The sequence below is a fragment of the Paenibacillus baekrokdamisoli genome, assembly GCF_003945345.1.
Lineage (GTDB): Bacteria > Bacillota > Bacilli > Paenibacillales > Paenibacillaceae > Paenibacillus_Z > Paenibacillus_Z baekrokdamisoli.
The window spans coordinates 3906006-3923554 of the sequence record NZ_AP019308.1 but is presented as its reverse complement, the minus strand read 5'-3'; the positions used below and the strand labels follow the sequence as shown (position 1 = coordinate 3923554).

General features: G+C 45.3%; 20 protein-coding genes. 14 read left to right on the top strand and 6 right to left on the bottom strand.

The window, feature by feature from the left end; genetic code table 11:
- The first annotated feature begins 96 nt into the window (after positions 1-96).
- A complete protein-coding gene (locus EKN16_RS17425; protein ID WP_125659873.1) occupies positions 97-318 on the top strand; it encodes a hypothetical protein in 222 nt (73 codons plus the stop codon).
- A gap of 153 nt (positions 319-471) precedes the next feature.
- Here EKN16_RS17425 and EKN16_RS17420 read toward each other — a convergent pair whose 3' ends face one another.
- The 5 genes from EKN16_RS17420 to EKN16_RS17400 all read right to left on the bottom strand — a co-directional run bounded on the left by EKN16_RS17420 (position 472) and on the right by EKN16_RS17400 (position 4693).
- Positions 472-1248 carry a pirin family protein gene (locus EKN16_RS17420; RefSeq protein WP_125659871.1) on the bottom strand — a complete coding sequence of 259 codons (777 nt, stop codon included), beginning with the start codon at positions 1246-1248 and terminating at the stop codon, positions 472-474.
- 92 nt (positions 1249-1340) lie between these two features.
- Complete coding sequence (locus EKN16_RS17415) at positions 1341-1730, bottom strand: DoxX family protein (protein WP_125659868.1); 390 nt, start codon at positions 1728-1730, stop codon at positions 1341-1343.
- Positions 1731-2105: 375 nt separating this feature from the next.
- Positions 2106-3080 carry an ABC transporter ATP-binding protein gene (locus tag EKN16_RS17410; protein ID WP_125659865.1) on the bottom strand — a complete coding sequence of 325 codons (975 nt, stop codon included), beginning with the start codon at positions 3078-3080 and terminating at the stop codon, positions 2106-2108.
- 48 nt (positions 3081-3128) lie between these two features.
- On the bottom strand, positions 3129-3920 hold the full coding sequence (locus EKN16_RS17405; protein WP_125659862.1) for an ABC transporter permease: 792 nt from the start codon (positions 3918-3920) through the stop codon (positions 3129-3131).
- The gene (locus EKN16_RS17400) at positions 3917-4693 is read right to left on the bottom strand and encodes an ABC transporter permease (protein WP_125659859.1); all 777 of its coding nucleotides are present in this window, start codon (positions 4691-4693) and stop codon (positions 3917-3919) included. The genes EKN16_RS17405 and EKN16_RS17400 overlap by 4 nt, the downstream gene beginning before the upstream one ends.
- A 215-nt stretch (positions 4694-4908) precedes the next feature.
- Between EKN16_RS17400 and rbsK the strand changes: the two genes are divergently transcribed.
- Positions 4909-5835, top strand: a complete 927-nt coding sequence (gene rbsK, locus EKN16_RS17395; protein WP_125659856.1) for a ribokinase — start codon at positions 4909-4911, stop codon at positions 5833-5835.
- A 186-nt stretch (positions 5836-6021) separates the two neighbouring features.
- Here the strand turns inward: rbsK and EKN16_RS17390 are convergent, their stop codons facing one another.
- Positions 6022-6768 (bottom strand): hypothetical protein, encoded by a 747-nt coding sequence (locus EKN16_RS17390; RefSeq protein ID WP_125659855.1) that lies wholly within the window; start codon positions 6766-6768, stop codon positions 6022-6024.
- A 351-nt stretch (positions 6769-7119) separates the two neighbouring features.
- On the opposite strand from EKN16_RS17390, the gene coxB reads away from it, so the two are divergent.
- The 12 genes from coxB (at position 7120) to EKN16_RS17330 (ending at position 17431) form a co-directional block, all read left to right on the top strand.
- Positions 7120-8175, top strand: coding sequence for a cytochrome c oxidase subunit II (coxB, locus tag EKN16_RS17385; protein WP_125659852.1), 1056 nt, complete (start codon positions 7120-7122; stop codon positions 8173-8175).
- 69 nt (positions 8176-8244) lie between these two features.
- Entirely contained in the window at positions 8245-10095 is a 1851-nt protein-coding gene (gene ctaD / locus EKN16_RS17380) for a cytochrome c oxidase subunit I (RefSeq protein ID WP_179955630.1), read from the top strand.
- A complete protein-coding gene (locus EKN16_RS17375; RefSeq protein WP_125659846.1) occupies positions 10092-10712 on the top strand; it encodes a cytochrome (ubi)quinol oxidase subunit III in 621 nt (206 codons plus the stop codon). The genes ctaD and EKN16_RS17375 overlap by 4 nt, the downstream gene beginning before the upstream one ends.
- Positions 10713-10715: 3 nt before the next feature.
- Entirely contained in the window at positions 10716-11033 is a 318-nt protein-coding gene (locus EKN16_RS17370) for a cytochrome C oxidase subunit IV family protein (protein ID WP_125659843.1), read from the top strand.
- A gap of 85 nt (positions 11034-11118) precedes the next feature.
- Positions 11119-12042, top strand: a complete 924-nt coding sequence (ctaG, locus tag EKN16_RS17365; RefSeq protein ID WP_125659840.1) for a cytochrome c oxidase assembly factor CtaG — start codon at positions 11119-11121, stop codon at positions 12040-12042.
- A 48-nt stretch (positions 12043-12090) separates the two neighbouring features.
- A complete protein-coding gene (locus tag EKN16_RS17360) occupies positions 12091-12546 on the top strand; it encodes a DUF420 domain-containing protein (protein WP_375782075.1) in 456 nt (151 codons plus the stop codon).
- Between the two features lie 39 nt (positions 12547-12585).
- Positions 12586-12888 (top strand): hypothetical protein, encoded by a 303-nt coding sequence (locus EKN16_RS17355; protein ID WP_125659834.1) that lies wholly within the window; start codon positions 12586-12588, stop codon positions 12886-12888.
- A gap of 210 nt (positions 12889-13098) precedes the next feature.
- Positions 13099-13824 carry a hypothetical protein gene (locus EKN16_RS17350; protein ID WP_125659831.1) on the top strand — a complete coding sequence of 242 codons (726 nt, stop codon included), beginning with the start codon at positions 13099-13101 and terminating at the stop codon, positions 13822-13824.
- A gap of 42 nt (positions 13825-13866) precedes the next feature.
- The gene (locus EKN16_RS17345; protein ID WP_125666378.1) at positions 13867-14268 is read left to right on the top strand and encodes a GntR family transcriptional regulator; all 402 of its coding nucleotides are present in this window, start codon (positions 13867-13869) and stop codon (positions 14266-14268) included.
- A 22-nt stretch (positions 14269-14290) separates the two neighbouring features.
- Positions 14291-15193, top strand: coding sequence for an ABC transporter ATP-binding protein (locus EKN16_RS17340; protein ID WP_232015824.1), 903 nt, complete (start codon positions 14291-14293; stop codon positions 15191-15193).
- 8 nt (positions 15194-15201) lie between these two features.
- A complete protein-coding gene (locus EKN16_RS17335; protein WP_125666375.1) occupies positions 15202-16104 on the top strand; it encodes an ABC transporter ATP-binding protein in 903 nt (300 codons plus the stop codon).
- Positions 16097-17431 (top strand): ABC transporter permease, encoded by a 1335-nt coding sequence (locus EKN16_RS17330; RefSeq protein WP_125659829.1) that lies wholly within the window; start codon positions 16097-16099, stop codon positions 17429-17431. The genes EKN16_RS17335 and EKN16_RS17330 overlap by 8 nt, the downstream gene beginning before the upstream one ends.
- Positions 17432-17549 lie beyond the last annotated feature (118 nt).

The window sequence follows — 17549 nt, the reverse complement described above, 5'->3', positions numbered from 1 at the left end:
GATTAATAAAAGTTATGACACTCTAGGCGTACTTGTCTCTAGGCGAACTTGTTGACCTGCACGGATGATCCCCCGTTGGACAATGGAGGTGCTGACATGGAGTCTAGTAGTTTGTTCGACTTGAAGTGGATTAACGGCGATTATCGTCCGGATATTCGCGCCTATTACTATAAACAGTGGAACGACTTTCATATGGGCTTCCATGCTCATGAAATGATTGAGATTATGTATGTCATATCCGGCACTTGTAAAGTGGATACGAAAGCATCAGCGTTCGCCTTTGAGACCGGATTTCCCCCTTATCAGGGGACAAAATAAGAAATCCGGGCTCAACAGCGATCGGAAGAACATTCCATCTGTGCAGCGGTTCATTGTTCGTTTCTAAAGTTCAACTTATATAGCAGGATAGACAAGAAGGAGACCCGGTGCAAAAGGCGCATGGGATCTCCTTCTTGTCATTTTCAAGACTCATTAACGTTTCGGATAAAGCGGGTAATCGACGGTTATCGGAACCTCGATAAGCAAGAGCCGCAGTGGTGAATCTGAGGTGGCTTCAATTACAGCTTCAACCTCAGCATCGGTGCGTACCACAATGAAATCCTTATGATGAAAAGCGGTACGATGCGTGCTGTCCAAGCCATTCGTCCAAGTGCCATCACCGCGTATAGCAAGTGCCGAAATCGTTCGATCCTTCGGTACCTGATGCGTATAGCTTGCGCCTGGAGCAATTTCAACATCCCACATAAGAGCATCTGCGACAATTTGGATGGGTGACTCTTTACCTATAACTGTTTTTTGGACATACCCATCACCTTCAATGATAGGGAAATCCTTATGCTCGAATTGGCTATAAGTTGGCTTTCTGAGTATAGCTGTCTCCATATGAGGCTCGAACCAGATTTGGAACCCCTCCATGTCTGGCCCGATGAATCGTTCTTCATGGCTAACGCCAGATCCGGTCTGCATCAGCTGAACACCGCCAGCACCAACTGTACTTCTTGTTCCTAACGTATCGCCATGCTCGGCTTTGCCGGCAATAACATAAGTCATAATTTCGAATGCTTGATGAGGATGGAGAGGGATATAACCATCTTGCTTCGAATGAGCCCAAGCCCAATAGAACAGAGGACCAAGGCGTTTCAAAGCCGAGCCTTCTCCAGGAAAGCCAATCGGTTTCTGCTCCGTAATTTTGCCCCCATCAAATGATCCAACAGCCTGTAAACTAGGTCCATAGACAAGTGTTTGCATCGTTTTGACCTCCTAAATGATTGTTTTACATACTATCCTCAAATTCATCCTTGCAAGAAAGACGTCATTCGGTAAGCATAAGCTTTTAACGATTAACCGATCGCATAATCGCCAGCACCAATTAAGGCAAGGCCAACAGCAATAGCGATGATTATGACATTGTATTCGATCCCGTTTTGGGTAATCCAGAATCCATTTTTACCGTGAACGGATATGATGGCACCAATCATGAGAATGACGATAAGTGCTGCTGCAACTGGCAGCCACAGTCCAAGCGCGAACAATAGTCCCCCGACCACTTCGAATAATCCTGTTACAAAGGCAGCTGCAATACCTGGTTTGACACCGATAGAATCAAGCCAGCTGCCCGTTCCTTTTAAGCCATATCCGCCAAACCAACCAAACAGCTTCTGTGCACCATGTCCGACAAAAATCAATCCAAATACCAAGCGAATAATCAATAATCCAAGAGCGATACTCATATACAATCTCCTCCGTTTTATAATTAGATTTCCTACTATTAAAATATTAATGAGTACGACAAAGCAACTTTGAAAGCACAGCTATCTCATTAGGAACGTTGAGAGCATTGAATCTCAGCTAAGTAAAGCTCCCTTGTGCGGCAATGCCAAGCTTCCTGACAAGTGAATGGACGGCGTGCAAAATAATCATTAGGGCGTTCTTCCGCTGCTCCGACAAGGTAATTCACCTCAGTTCTTTTCTTAATTTCATTTATCTTAAATTAAAGATATATGATTTAAAGATAAATGTCAAGAAGAAAATAAAAAAGGCAGCCCTTCTCACCTAGGGATGAGTAAAGGATGCCCCGATTAATAAGCGATTATTCAGTCCGTTCTTTAGTAGACGCGATGCACAACGTCCTCGAAATCAGGTTCATCCATGTGGACATCCTCAATTTCTCCAAGCTGTTCAAGTCGTTTCAAGGCATCCATGGCAGTAAGCTGCTCGCGATTACACGCAACGGTTAGACTTCGATCCTCATGACTAATTATCTTAAGAGACGAGTCCTCAGTTTGGAGATCATGCAGCATGATAGCATTTCTATAGGTGACCCGAATAAGGGTTGGAAGTCCAATCCGTCTGCGTAATCCGTCAATTGTACCGTCAAAACCTAGCCGACCATCATTGATCACGATAACTCGCCCACAGAGCTGCTCAATATCATCCATATCATGAGTAGTGAGCAGAATCGTTTTACCCAGCTCGAGATTAATGGAGCGGAGAAATTCGCGAATGTTTCGTTTGGCAATCAAATCTAGACCAATCGTAGGCTCATCTAGGAACAAAATATCCGGATTATGCAGCAGGGCAGCCACAATATCTGCTCGCATGCGCTGACCGAGAGACAGCTTGCGCACAGGTGTATCCATAAAAGGGCTCAAATCAAGCAGATCCACTAGTTGATTAAGCTGGTTTGCTTTTGCTTCTGAAGATAGGCCATACATCGCAGCCAGAATATCAAAGGAGTCACATACCGGCAAGTCCCACCAGAGCTGCGTACGTTGTCCGAAGAGAACGCCGAGCCTTCGAGCGACTTGGCGGCGCTCCCGATGCGGATTCATACCGGCAATTTGCACCTCTCCTGATGAGGGATGCAGAATACCAGAGAGCATCTTGATGGTTGTTGATTTGCCTGCTCCATTAGGCCCGATATAACCGACAAACTCACCAGGCTCAATCGAAAAGCTGATGTCGCTTACGGCTTCCTTTATTCGATAATCCCGTGATAGTAAGGTGCGAATACCCTTGAATCTGCCTTCCTTGGTTACTGGTGTCTTGAATTGCTTGGATAAATGACTTACAGCAATCATCGTTGTTTTTACACGCCCCTTTAGTCTCGTCTTAGTCTCTTCCTAAAGTTAGCTTCCAGTACTCTGATAACGCGTCAAGCCGTGTCGCCACAGGATAAGACTAACTCCAAATACGAGGAAAGCCACAGCAATGGCTGCTGCTACTAAGCCTATCCCGCCCTCGCCTCGCAAAATATACAGAGACGGCACATAGTTAGCGAACGCAACAGGAATAACACCGAGCAGAAGTCCTTGCATCCATTTAGGATAGATGGAGAGAGGGTACTGAGCGGCAGTTCGAGCAGCGTCTTCCGTAATATTCTGGAGCTCCTCAATCCTAGTCAACCAGAATCCAGCAGTTGCGGTGAGCAGACCAATTCCGAACAGCAGCAGCGAGCCGGATAAGATGACTACAATCGTAAGTGGAACGGTCAGCCACGACAGCTGCCCTTCATGGAACAACGTACTCATGCAGATGATAAGAACAGTAAGGCCTTGAATAACTTCACCGATGCGAAAAGAAACATTTTGCGACATCAGTCCAAGCAGGACGGGAATGGGGCGAAGCAGCAAATGATCCAGTTCGCCGTTTACTAAGTATTTCTCCAAATGATGAACATCCGAGGCAAAGGTGCGATAGATCGCTTTAGATAAAGTAAGCACGGCGTACAAGTAACCGGCTTCAGCAAGACTCCAGCCTTTAATATGACCGAAGCGGAGTAGAATAACGGCTAACATCGCGAATTCCACAACATTAATAAGGGCTGCCATCACCGAAGAAAACCAAAAATTGAATTTGTACTGCATTCGACTTCGCAGGCTTGCCACAACGAGTAAACGGTACATCCGCAGCCATTTCATCCGCCTTGCACCTCCACTTTTCGCCGCATGCGACTAGCCAGAAACAAACAAATCACGGTTAAACCGATTCCCCAGCCGATGGAGCCGATTAATGACCATGCGTTATTCATACCAAGATAGATGCGTGTGGGAACATAGTGAAGAAAAGGGTAGAAAGAAGCATGACTGAGAAATCGGAGCCATCCCGGCAGCCATTCGATCGGGATGAGAAAGCCAGAAAGCAGCATACTGAAGGCATAATTAACCCAGTACAGCCAGTTCGATTCGGTTGTCCATAGCGCAGCGGCACCAATCAGGAAGTTGATACAAATCGAAATGTAGGCGGCAAGCGCCAAAGCGACAGCGGTCCATAAGAAAATGATCACAGATGAAGGGACGTGAAGCGGCAGAACGAAGAGATACAGCGTGTAAATCGGGATAAACTTGTACACGAATTGGTAAGCAATTTGCCCCCATTCCTTGCACATAAGCTGGTAGAACAGGTGAACAGGACGGACAAGCTCGATCGCAATTTGTCCGGTTCGAACGGACTGCTGTAACCCAAGGCCGTTGTTCAAGAAAGCGGCAACCCATAGGCTAACCTGATTAAATGCGACATAGCTGACCATACCGCTTAAACCGTAGGCGCCGAGTGTTCGGCTTTCCCCAATGCCCATCCAAATCGAGATGTAGATAAAGCCAAAGATAGCACTTGCGATGTTGTGCACCATATGTGCGCCACGATACTGCAAATTCCGTTCATACGTTTTACGAGCTAATACGAGGAAAAGCATGAGTCACCTCCATTATAGTTAACGGCGGTGCAGGGTGAAATGGGTAGAGTAGAGCGAGAGATCATCATATCCTAAATAGAGGAAGAAATGCAACCATTATTTGTGAAAACAGGCGTAGGAATCTAGTTCTGCTATCTTTCGTGTAAGGCATCCCTATGTTATTATGCTAGAGATGTATATAAACGACATTTGAAAAAGAAAATGGGGAATAGCAAATGAAGCAATCTGCTGTAGTGGTTGTAGGTAGCTTGAATATGGATTTAGTGGTTTCAACGGATCGAATGCCGCTTATTGGTGAGACCATTCAAGGCACCGAAATTCATTATATTCCTGGTGGTAAAGGAGCTAATCAAGCAGTCGGCTGCGCTAGATTAGGTGCAAATACCATCATGATTGGGGCAGTTGGTAATGATCTGTTTGGGGGACAAATTATTGAACAGCTTCAAGGGTATGGGCTTCAGACGAACCGGATCGATAAGCTGGATGGGGTAGCTACAGGTACGGCGACTATTCTGCATACGAAGCAAGATAACTGTATCGTTATTGTACCTGGGGCCAATGGACAGATGACAGAAGAGCGGGTAAACGCTAATAAAGAAGAGTTTGGTCATGCCGCTGTTGTCCTGCTGCAATTGGAAATTCCGCTTGATGCTGTTATGCAAGCCTTGAAGCTAGCGAAGGCTGCTGGGGCAATGACTGTTCTTAACCCTGCGCCAGCATTAGCTGAGCCGCTACCTAAGGAGTTATTGCAATTAGTCGATGTGTTAACACCGAACGAGACGGAATTCGCGGCGCTTTCGGGGCATGCGGTGAATGTATCTGAAGCTGAAATGCGGTCGCATCTAATGAATTGGGAACAAAAGCATGGCAATCGAGTCCTAGTCACGCGAGGTTCGGCTGGATGCTCCTATCTAGACGAAGAGAGGCAGCTAATAACAGTACCGTCTCTTAAGGTGAAAGTAACAGATACCACTGGTGCAGGCGACTGCTTGAATGCGGCCTTATGCTGCAGCATAGCCGCTGGTCGAAGCTTTGCAGAATCGATTCAATTTGCTGTTGCTGCATCATCACTTTCTGTGACAAAATTCGGTGCACAAGCCGGTATGCCAACGGAGCAGGATGTGCTCAAAGCGATGCAATAGCTCTATCAGAACGAAATCTATTAGTGTAGAGAAAAGCTATATTAATAGAAGCGATTTTTTTGAGGAGTATAATTTACCCATTTTGCTGCTTTTTTTGAATCAACAAAAGACAGTAATGCACTTGTGCATCCCTGTCTTTTGAAGATAAAAGAAAGTATAAGTTTTCTCCGTACCTTGCTTATATCTCTATTGGTTTCTTTCATTCTTAGCACGCTGTTTCTGCACATTTATTAACTCAGGCACGGCATTTCCGCCGACAAATTGATGTTTTACCAGAGTGTTGAAGGAGTTAAGCCATGGTGTAAGTGAACGTCCAGCCCATGCTTCTTGCGCGTACTGTATGATATGGTTCGCGAACTCCTTATTAGCGGAAATATGGACTTCCTGCACAGTAGGAGCAAGGCGGCGAATATGAACCGCTATGGTTTGCTTGAGCTCACTGGAAATCTGATTGTGATCATTAATCGTGAGTTGTGAATTATATGGTCCAACGATTCGTTGGTTATTCCAATAGGGACTGCCATTATCGACATTGTAAACTCCCTCAGTTGAGCCTGAATTGTCCTGTTCCCGTGTGCCTCGCCCGCCACTCTTCCGGGTTCCTGCTGCCGTCCAGTCTGTAGATATCGAAACATAGGCATTCTTATCGGTCAGCATGACGATGGCAGCGGCAACACCATTGATATTGGAAACATCAGTTGAAAGCAGTGAGCTGTATTCCAGCCAATGATTATCATGTTGGCCGGGAACGTTGCTGGTTGTCCCATACATGCGACTGCCGATCATCTTCGGGTCGCCTTTCTGCTTGCTCCCATAATCGAAGGTGCTATCCTGTACTTTGCGTTCGTAGTTGCAGCCTGTAAGGCTCACGGCCATGATGGCAGCGGCTGATAGAAACACGAGTAAGGTGCGATAAGTCGCGCGATTTTTCATGAGGGGTGAACTCCTTCCTTTATGCTATCTATAGCATGAACGAGCAAGGATGAAATATGCACGTGATCTTCATACATAAAGAACCATGGCTTTTGCACACAATGTAGGATAGACATGGTTGCTTGGGGTCATGGCTTGGCAAGCGAAAAAACCGATAAAATCAATGGTTTTACGGGTTTGAGAACAATTTGTGAACTCTCCCTTGAAGATTGACAAAAAGCACCTTCAACTTTATATTTAATAAAGTGATTAGATTGCGGAAGTTGTCTAAACATCTTTGAAATCACGCAGCACAGCCGCTTTTTGCGCCATCCATGGCTGCTGCGAAAACGTAAAAAGTGGGGTTGATTGATGATGAATCGGTGGCACGTTCTAAAACGGCTAATGCCGCTTCTTGCCGGAATGGTGTTACTGCTGTCAGCATGCGGACGAGCTGACCTGTCGACGCTTAGACCGCAAGGACCGGTTGCTGAAGAACAATTTGGACTAATGAAACTAACGATCATAGTTATGGTTTTGGTCGTTCTAGTCGTGTTTGCAATCGCAGTATACGTAATTATTCGCTTTCGTCGTCGTCCAGGCGACAAGACAATTCCTGTACAAGTTGAAGGTAACCACAAGCTGGAGATTATTTGGACAGTAATCCCTATTATCCTTCTTGTGATCCTTGGTGTGCCTACAGTTAAGACTGTATTCGGACTTGCACAAGATTACACAAAAGATCCTAAAGCGATACAAGTACAAGTAACCGCTCATCAATATTGGTGGGAATTTAATTACCCGAATCTTGGTGTGAAGACAGCCCAAGAGCTTCTGATTCCGGATGACGCTGTCATTTCTGTCGAAGCGAAGACGGCTGACGTACTTCATTCCTTCTGGATTCCATCGCTTGCGGGTAAGGTCGATACGAACCCGGGCGGTAACGTGAATATCATGTATTTCAAAGCGCCGAAGACTGGCGTATATCTAGGGAAGTGTGCGGAGCTTTGCGGACCTTCTCATTCCTTGATGGATTTCAAAGTTAAAGTAGTTGATCGTAAGTCCTTCGACCGCTGGGTAGCGGCAATGAAAGCGCCTGTTGCACTTCCTGCAGACAAAGACGTTGCAGACGTTCTTAACAATCAATGCTTGTCTTGCCATGCAATTGGTGCAAATGGTGGTCAGCTATTCCCTAACCTGACTGGTATCGGTGGTCGTGAAGCTGTAGCCGGCATCTTGGTTAATACGAATGATCCTAAATATGCAAATGAAGGCTCTGTTGAGCACAACTTAGCGAAATGGATTAAAGATCCTCAGGCAGTTAAGCCAGGTACATTGATGCCTAAGGTTGAACTGACAGATCAACAAATCGATGCCATTGCGAAGTACTTGGCAGGACTGAAGCTTGATTACGAAACAACGAAATAACTTACTCACGGAATGAAGGAGGTACCTACTTTGGCTCATGCACATCCGGTTAAACGGTATAGTGGCTTGATGGATTGGCTCACGACCGTTGACCATAAAAAAATCGGCATTCTGTATTTGATTGCGGGCGGATTCTTCTTCCTAGTTGGTGGATTGGAAGCGATTCTGATTCGAATTCAATTGTGGAAACCGCTTAATGATTTCGTAGCTGCGCATACATTCAATGAATTGTTGACGATGCACGGTACGACGATGATATTCTTGGCAGCGATGCCGATGATCTTTGCATTGATGAACGCAATTATACCACTGCAGATAGGTGCACGGGACGTTGCTTTCCCTTTCGTTAATGCACTTGGTTTCTGGACATTCTTTGCCGGAGGCGTCCTACTGAATGTCAGCTGGTTCGCTGGCGGTGCGCCAGATGCAGGCTGGACATCATATGCTCCACTTGCAACAACTACTTACAGCTCTGGTCATGGTGTTGACTTTTATGTTATCGGTCTTCAAATTGCCGGTATCGGGACACTGATCGGTGGTATTAACTTCTTGGCAACGATTATTAATATGCGTGCGCCAGGTATGAGCTTCATGCGTATGCCGATGTTTACTTGGGCGGCATTTATCACTTCTGCTTTGATCCTCTTCGCCTTCCCGGCTCTTACAGTAGGTCTGGTAGCGTTGATGTTCGACCGATTGTTCGGTGGTAATTTCTTTGAAGTTTCAAATGGGGGTAACGCGGTTCTGTGGGAGCATATCTTCTGGATTTTCGGACATCCTGAAGTATATATCCTGATCTTACCGGCTTTCGGGATTATTTCCGAGGTAATAAGTACCTTCTCACGTAAACGCCTCTTCGGTTACAGCTCGATGGTGTTCGCTACCGTGCTGATCGGATTCCTGGGCTTCATGGTTTGGGCGCATCACATGTTCACTACAGGACTTGGTCCTGTTGCGAATGCATTGTTCTCCATTGCGACGATGCTGATTGCCGTACCAACAGGTATTAAGATCTTTAACTGGCTCTTCACGATGTGGGGCGGTTCCATTAAGTTCACAACTGCTAACTTATTCGCAGTAGGCTTTGTACCGACATTCGTTATGGGTGGGGTAACTGGGGTAATGCTAGCAGCAGCGCCTGCTGACTTCCAATATCACGATTCCTATTTCGTAGTGGCTCACTTTCACTACGTTATCGTTGGTGGTCTGATACTTGGATTGTTCTCTGGTTTATACTACTGGTGGCCGAAGATGTTCGGACGTGTTCTTAATGAGACGATCGGAAAGATCTGTTTCTGGACATTCTTCCTTGGTTTCCATCTCACGTTCTTCGTACAGCATTTCCTTGGTTTGATGGGTATGCCGCGACGCGTTTGGACGTACTTGGATGGCCTAGGCTTTAATAATCTGAATTTGATTAGTACCATCGGTGCATTCCTAATGGGTATCGGTACAATCGCATTCCTCATTAACGTTGTTGTAACGTCAATGAAGCCTCGCGATGCAGGTAATGATCCATGGGAAGATGGCCGTACACTGGAATGGTCAATTCCATCTCCTGCACCGGAATATAACTTTGCTCAAACACCACTCGTTCGTGGTTATGATGCATTATGGAAAGAGAAGATGGAAGGTAAAAGTGGAATGACACCAGCTGAGCCGCTTGGTTCCATCCATATGCCATCACCATCGATCCTACCGTTCTTGATGTCAGTTGGATTATTCATTGCCGGATTTGGTTTAATGTATGCCGATGGCAAGTATGACAATAGCTTTGTAGCATTTGTTTTCAATAATCACATTTTTGCAGGCTTTGGATTGCTTATTACGTTTGCTTGTATGTTCCTTCGTTCGGTATTTGACGATCATGGTTTCCATATCGAGCCGGATGAACTGCATGACAAGGGGGTTAAAGCATGAGCACACATTCACACGTAGACGGCCAATTGCCGCATGAGCCGGAGAAGGCAACTCTCGAAGGCCGTAATAAAGTGCTCGGCTTCTGGTTATTCCTTGGTGGTGAAACGGTATTGTTCGGAACGCTGTTCTCTGCGTTCCTAGCTCTTCGCCATCAAGTTGGTGACGGGAATCCGACATCACAAGAATTGTTTGAGCTTCCTACGGTTGCATTGGCTACTTTTATCTTGTTGACTTCAAGTTTGACTAGCGTGTTCGCGATTCAAGCCATGCATACAAACAAAGTGAAGGCCATGATTGGCTGGCTGATTGTTACCGTTCTTTTCGGTTTTGGATTCCTTGGCCTTGAGATTTTTGAGTTCAATACTTACGTACATGAAGGCCATAAATTCACCACAAGCGCATTTAGTACTTCGTTCTATACGCTTGTTGGATTCCATGGTGCTCACGTACTGTTCGGGGTTATCTGGATCTCGATGCTAATCGCACAAGTTATGAAAAAAGGTCTGAATGTTGTAACAGCTCCAAAGATATATGTTGCTGGTATGTATTGGCACTTTATCGACGTCGTGTGGGTATTCATCTTCACTGTCGTGTACTTGATGGGAAAGGTGGGCTAACGAATGTCCAATGAACATTCAGCTACCGAAGAGCATGCTAAGCGTCACAAACATGAAGGACCACGCAAGCACATCGTCGCTTTTATCTTTTCGATTCTGTTGACGGTAATTGCTTTCGCCGCGGTTTCCGCAGGGGAAGTGAATCAATCCTTCATCTACATCGTTCTGATTGTAATGGCGTTCTTGCAGGTTTTCATTCAAATGTCGTTCTGGATGCATATGAAAGACCGGGGTCATATTTTCCCAACGGTTGGTATTATATTTGGAATAGTCATCGTATTCACGATGGTCATCATGGCCGAATATTGGGCTTGGTGGTAAAACGAGTTGTAAATTGAAGAGAGGGTGGTCTAACTGGCCCCCTCTTTTGTTATAGCTTAGAGTCTGGTTGGAAAGGGGTACCATAATGCTGGGACTACAGTATTTCAGCTTTGAAGATCTATGGAGCCCATGGTTTTTCTTCTTTATGTCAGCGATTGTTATCCTTTATTTCTATTTGGCTGGACCGTGGAGAGAAAAACATGTGCCGCAGGCATTGCCTGCAACAGGAATGCAGAAGGTTATGTTCGTAGCAGGTATGCTGCTTTATTATTTGGCACAAGGTGGGCCACTTGAGATGCTTGGTCATCTTATGTTTACATTTCATATGACTGACATGTCCATATCTTATTTGATCGTACCTCCATTGATTATACTTGGTATACCTGCATTTTTATGGCGCGTTATGTTCAGTGGAGCGTTTTGGTCGAAGCTGTCATGGATGATGCATCCGATATTGGCACTTGTTCTGTTCAATATGTTATTCTCGATCTATCATGTTCCAGCAGTTCATGACTATGTAATGACGCACTTTCTCGTTCATCGCCTCTACTATTTGGTGCTTCTTGTCACTTCTTTCATGATGTGGTGGCAGATTGCTTGTCCAGTGCCAGAGTGGAATCGTCTCAATGATCTAAGGAAGATGGCTTATATTTTCGCGAACGGTATGCTGCTAACACCAGCATGCGCGCTTATTATTTTCTCTAGTACTTCGATGTATGCGACTTACAATGATCCAGATGTATGGGTGAAAGCTATGGGTTATTGTATATCCGGTGATCCTGCCATAGTATTGTCAAAATTTAGCGGGCCATCCTTCTTCAATTTAATGGAGCCTGTAGAGGATCAGCAGCTAGGCGGTATTGTAATGAAGCTTGTACAGGAAGTTATGTATGGTGCGATTCTCGCTTATGTCTTTTTTAATTGGTATAAAAGAGAACATGCAGATTCGGATGATGAGCTGCCGGATACGGGGGCAGGAGCAGGAGCAGGAGCAAGAGCCATTAGTTAAGATTAATAATTCGATTATAGGTAGGAATGGATGGGATATCCCTTGTCAATGTACGATATTTTGCCTGCAATCAGTACTTCCTTCATAGCTCTTAGTGCGATATTAGTAGCTATTGGTTGGAGTTTAGCGATAAAGAGAAAGCTTGAAGCTCATAAGAAGGTTATGCTAGCTGGAGCAACATCGGCGCTGTTGTTCTTCATTATCTATGTCTCTCGGACGATCTTCGTTGGGAATACGGACTGGGGTGGCTCGGATGAGTTGAAGCCGTATTATCTAGGCTTCTTATTCTTCCATATCGTCTTGGCGACTGTGGGTGGTGTGTTTGGTATCACAACATTAACACTCGCATTCAAAAGTAAATTTGCTAAACACCGCAAATGGGGACGTGTAACCTCAGTTGTCTGGCTCTTCACTGCTGTAACGGGTGTAACTGTTTATGTATTGCTCTATCTTATGTATCCAGGTGGACATACGAAGCCGGTATTGGACGTATTATTCGGATAACGGTATTTTTGGAACCTAGACTGTACGTGGAGGACTAGCATGAATATAACGATTTTGCACAAATCGATGAATCAAGAACCGGATGAGAGCTATAAGGGGCAGGTCATCTTTGAAGTGGAAGGCCATTCGCAGCCATATGAGGTAATCCTTTTGACCAAGAAAGGAAAAGTATGGGATTATAGTCTCAGCTTTGCCAAAGAGTCAGGAACGGAAGAAGAAATCTTCGCTGTCGAAAAGGCGATCGAGGAAGATGATGAACTGTTTGATCAGTTCATTGATGCCGTAGATGATGCCCTAGAGAGTCAAGAGAAACAAGAAGAGAGCCAAGAGAGTAAAGAGTAAAGAGTAAAGTTGGCTGGAGTATTGCCGATAGCAATCTGATTAGGTAAGTAAATAATCAAGTAAATAATGAGCTGTACCCTCGCAACGAATAAGCGAGGGTACAGTTTTTTCTTTATATAAAATTAATATTCCAGATGTTGACAAGGAGGCTAACTGTGATTATACTGTGTATATTGATATATACAGTATGAGGTGTGGAGGTGCAAATGAATGACAAGCTGGCAGGGAGCACGGATTTTGTTTCAATATGAGATGCGTCGGTCTTGGGTTGGATTGCTGGTAACAATCGCATTTTCTACTTACTTCTCTGTCGTGACGATGCCAATCTTTACCGAATTACTGAGCAGCAAAGAGTCGATACATGATTATGGTTGGGTAGGCGACCTATTCTATATGACAATGCTGCCCGCGATGTGCTTTTTTATGCACCGTTCTACTTTGAAGAGCTGGAATAACAACATATACACTCGAAGGATTGCCTACTGGCGAACAATGCCTATTGGCATTACATCGATCGTGATGGCAAGAATGCTCCAGTTATTAACAGTGCTCCTGATCGTTGCTACGTTTTTCTTCACCATTCAGTATCTATTTGTAGCTGAGATTCGCAATCTCATGACTCCTGGCCAATATATCATCTTCGTACTGTTCTGGATTGGCTACGCCCTTGCGGTTGGCTCAACTTATGTGATCTTCGAAATATTGGTTGATGGTAAAACGTATTTCTTCATTTGCTTGGGTTATGCGGGTGTATACCTTGCTATTTCGTTAGTCTTTTGGCGTACTCATAGTGAGATCGTTGTTCGGAGCATGGAAGTTGCTCATAATGGCGAGGTGCTATGGCCGGTCTGCTCCCTTCTTATCGCGTTTATAGTAGTTGCCATAGCGAGCCTAACTATTCGTAGGAAGCTTGAGACACGAAATCTACTGAATTAATGGATAGCAGAGTTGGATCATCTCGAAGAAGAAGGTGGTATGGTGTGGCTTCCTATACAGATTAATGAACAAAGCGCAGAGCCGTTATACCATCAGATCGAGGTACAGCTTCGTGCAATCATCGTAAGCGGCCAAATGGAGGAAGGAACGCTGCTCCCATCGATTCGAGAGCTAGCGCAGCTGTTAAAATGCAGTGTAATTACGATCCGGCGGGTCTATCAGGATTTGGAGAACGAAGGATTGCTGCGTACGAAGCAAGGTACAGGTACTTTCATTGCCATGGTGGGCAATGACATGAGGGATAAGCATCGCCGAAGTGCCGTCATTGAAGCATTAGAGCATGCAGTCGAAGCTGGATTACGGGTACAGTGTTCAGATGATGAGATGGTGGAGATGCTCCAAGAGATTTTGCAGCGTAAACGTGAAATGGGCAGCAATAATTAAGTCAGCTGGGGGAGGTGATAACTTGGATCAAGTTGCTGTTAGACTGCAGGGATTAGTGCAAAAGAGAGCCCATTTTCAGCTGGGCCCGATTGATTTGGTTATTCCAGCCGGATATGTAACGGCAATTGTAGGGCCTAATGGTTCTGGGAAGAGTTCGCTGTTTCGGTTAATCCTCGATCTGGCTAAGCCGGATCGAGGAGAGATCGAGGTGCTTGGCAAGAAGGTTGGATCGGGTGATGACCGATTGCTGAAGCAAAGAATCGGCTATGTATCAGAGAAATCGATTGATATTGAAGAAAATCTGCGTGCGAATCAGAAGGCGGATTTTGAAAGGCAGTGGTATCCGGATTGGGATGTTAACCGCTATCAGGAGCTCCTTCGTCGCTTTGACGTTGAGACGAACCTCAAGCTTGGTAAGATGTCGAAGGGGATGCGGCGTAAATTCGATATCGCACTTGCCATGGCGCATAATCCAGAACTGCTGCTGCTCGATGAGCCGTCATCTGGACTTGATCCCATAGCATGGAAGACGATGATCGATGTCATTCACCGCTATATGGAGCGTGGTGACCGTACGGTTGTTATGGCTTCTCATATCGTGGATGAAGTGAAACGATTAGCGGATTATATTGCTTTTGTCATCCAAGGTAAAGTGATTGGGGTATATGAGAAGGATTCACTGTTGGAATCGTGGCATGTATTGTATGTCGATACAGGGAACTCCAGCGAGAGAGTAAACTTAGCTCAAATGCCAGGGTACTGCAGTGCTAAGGTATCTGGCGGTACAACTCATAAAGTAGTGACAAGTGAAGCGCAGAAAGCGCAGAGTTGGCTTGCTTCTATGGATATCCCTGTCATTGGCCAGCAAAAGCTGGAGCTTGATGAAATTTTGCAAGTACTAATGGAACAAACGAGAGGAGCTTAAGGATGAGTATTAAACCTTTGCAAGTAGATCAAGTTGTTAAACAGTATGGAGATAAAACAGCCGTGAACGGTATTAGCTTTGAAGTGGCTGAAGGGGAAATTTACGGCTTATTGGGAGCTAACGGTGCGGGTAAAACGACGACCATGCGGATGGTGCTGGGACTGATTTATCCAGATGGAGGAAGCATTCGTTATAACGGTAAGTCTTACAGTTCGGATCAGCTTAAAAGCTTAGGCTATCTGCCAGAGGAACGCGGATTGTATCCGAAGATTAAGGTCAGCGATCAAATTCTTTATCTGGCGCAGCTGCGCGGCATGTCGCGCAAGGATGCTGATAGTAACCTGAAACGTTGGCTGGATCGGTTCAGCGTTCCGGAGTATTACGGGAAGAGAGTCGAAGAGCTCTCGAAAGGGAATCAGCAGAAGATCCAATTCATTGCATCAGTCATTCATAATCCGAAGATCGTTATTATGGATGAGGCTTTCAGTGGACTAGATCCAGTCAATGTGGAGCTATTAAAGTCTACGGTAAAGGAGCTTCGCGATGCGGGCTCAAGCATTCTTTTCTCCACCCACCGGATGGAGCATGTAGAAGAGCTGTGCCGGAACATTACGATTTTGCACAAATCCAATGCGGTATTGGAAGGCAATCTGAAGGCGATCAAGAAAAAGTTCCCGCGTGAACGTGTGATTCTAGCTACCGATAGTGATGTAGTCGGTTTGGAATCGGTTGGTGGAGTAAGTAAAGTGAATCGTCATGAATATGGGTATGAGCTAATGATTGATCGTGAGGAAGCAGGTCGGCCGATCCTAGAGCTGGCAATGGCGCAAACGAATGTAAGTCGCTTCGAGATATTGGAACCAACGTTAAACGAAATCTTTATAAAGACGGTAGGTGAGAACCATGAATAATGGATTTGCTACAGTTGTCGGGTTCACGGTCAAGAACAAGTTTAGAGGTAAGGCTTTTCTCATTACAACCATTATTATTGCCATTATACTAACAATTGGGATTAATCTGCCTTATATCATTTCTCAGTTCAGCGGTGAGGGTAAAGCAACGTCAATTGGGTATTCGAACAGTCAGGCAGATAAGGTGAAATCGCAGCTCTTCACTCAATCCCGTATCGTAGGTTTGCTGGATCAATATTATAAGGCACAGGATAAACCGGAGATCAAGCTGGTTCCTATAGCAGATTCAGGTACTGCAGATGGGAACGAGCAGGCTTTGAAGAAAGCGATCGCGGATGGAGTTATTAAAGGGTATATCGAATTTGCAGCTAATGACACTGGTGGCTTCCCGCAAGTCGTCTATAAGTCAGAAGCGCTTATGGATGTTAGCACATCGCAATCTCTGCAGACTGCGCTTCAATCCGTTAAGATGCAGGGCGTTCTCGAAGGAGCAGGGTTGACCAAAGAGCAAAAGGAGCTGCTGCTTGCTCCGGTGACTCTGGATACGGTCCAAATTTCAACTAATGAAGGTGCAGGCTCCATCGGTAAAGGCAAGACGGAAGCCGAGCAAGGCATGGATATGGCGCTGGTGTACGTGATACTCTTCATGCTGTTCATGGCGATCATGATTAGCGGGCAGATGATTGCGAGCGAGATAACGGCTGAGAAGAGCTCACGGGTTATGGAAATTCTCATTACTAGCGTGTCACCACTCAAAGCCATGTTTGGAAAAATAACAGGGATGTTCCTGGTTGTTCTCACGCAGATGGCTGTATACGTCTTGGTGATCGTTATCAATATGACACTCCCACACAATGTCAGTACGCTTAGCAAGTTTAACATCAAGCTGAGTAATATCGATCCTGTACTGCTCTGTTATGCAATATTGTTCTTCTTGACTGGATATTTTCTGTTCTCTACCATGTTCGCGGCAGTCGGCTCTATTGTAAGCCGTACCGAGGATCTTGGGCAAGCGGTGCTTCCTATTACGATGCTATCTCTTGCAGGCTTCTATATTTGTATGTTTGGTGGATTGTCGAACCCGAATTCGATGCTGATTAAAGTGTCATCGTTCATTCCGTTCTTCTCTCCTTATGCAATGGTCGTAAGACTTGGTTTATCTGACCCGCCGCTTTGGCAGGTATGGCTGTCTATCGCTATTCTGCTAGTGACCATTGCCGGTGCAGGCTGGCTGTCCGCTAAAATTTATCGTACTGGCGTACTGATGTATGGTAAGAAGCCTTCCTTTAAGGAGCTTCGTAAGGCGATGAAGGCTTATAAGATTTAGTGGAAATGAATGAATAGGTGTGGGCATGTGGATAACGTCTATAATTGAGACTGATTACGACGTAAAATGAGACAAATAACGTAACATTTTTGAGACAAAGATCAAAACCTTGATGGCC

Bases quoted from the DNA above. Each gene is read 5' to 3' on its own strand.
- EKN16_RS17425 (WP_125659873.1), top strand. From the start codon at position 97: ATGGAGTCTAGTAGTTTGTTCGACTTGAAGTGGATTAACGGCGATTAT.
- EKN16_RS17410 (WP_125659865.1), bottom strand. From the start codon at position 3,080: ATGATTGCTGTAAGTCATTTATCCAAGCAATTCAAGACACCAGTAACC.
- rbsK (WP_125659856.1), top strand. From the start codon at position 4,909: ATGAAGCAATCTGCTGTAGTGGTTGTAGGTAGCTTGAATATGGATTTA.
- EKN16_RS17390 (WP_125659855.1), bottom strand. From the start codon at position 6,768: ATGAAAAATCGCGCGACTTATCGCACCTTACTCGTGTTTCTATCAGCC.
- EKN16_RS17350 (WP_125659831.1), top strand. From the start codon at position 13,099: ATGACAAGCTGGCAGGGAGCACGGATTTTGTTTCAATATGAGATGCGT.
- EKN16_RS17420 (WP_125659871.1), bottom strand. From the start codon at position 1,248: ATGCAAACACTTGTCTATGGACCTAGTTTACAGGCTGTTGGATCATTT.
- EKN16_RS17360 (WP_375782075.1), top strand. From the start codon at position 12,091: ATGTACGATATTTTGCCTGCAATCAGTACTTCCTTCATAGCTCTTAGT.
- ctaD (WP_179955630.1), top strand. From the start codon at position 8,245: ATGGATTGGCTCACGACCGTTGACCATAAAAAAATCGGCATTCTGTAT.
- ctaG (WP_125659840.1), top strand. From the start codon at position 11,119: ATGCTGGGACTACAGTATTTCAGCTTTGAAGATCTATGGAGCCCATGG.
- EKN16_RS17400 (WP_125659859.1), bottom strand. From the start codon at position 4,693: ATGCTTTTCCTCGTATTAGCTCGTAAAACGTATGAACGGAATTTGCAG.
- EKN16_RS17370 (WP_125659843.1), top strand. From the start codon at position 10,716: ATGTCCAATGAACATTCAGCTACCGAAGAGCATGCTAAGCGTCACAAA.
- EKN16_RS17375 (WP_125659846.1), top strand. From the start codon at position 10,092: ATGAGCACACATTCACACGTAGACGGCCAATTGCCGCATGAGCCGGAG.
- EKN16_RS17405 (WP_125659862.1), bottom strand. From the start codon at position 3,920: ATGAAATGGCTGCGGATGTACCGTTTACTCGTTGTGGCAAGCCTGCGA.
- EKN16_RS17330 (WP_125659829.1), top strand. From the start codon at position 16,097: ATGAATAATGGATTTGCTACAGTTGTCGGGTTCACGGTCAAGAACAAG.
- EKN16_RS17415 (WP_125659868.1), bottom strand. From the start codon at position 1,730: ATGAGTATCGCTCTTGGATTATTGATTATTCGCTTGGTATTTGGATTG.
- coxB (WP_125659852.1), top strand. From the start codon at position 7,120: ATGATGAATCGGTGGCACGTTCTAAAACGGCTAATGCCGCTTCTTGCC.
- EKN16_RS17355 (WP_125659834.1), top strand. From the start codon at position 12,586: ATGAATATAACGATTTTGCACAAATCGATGAATCAAGAACCGGATGAG.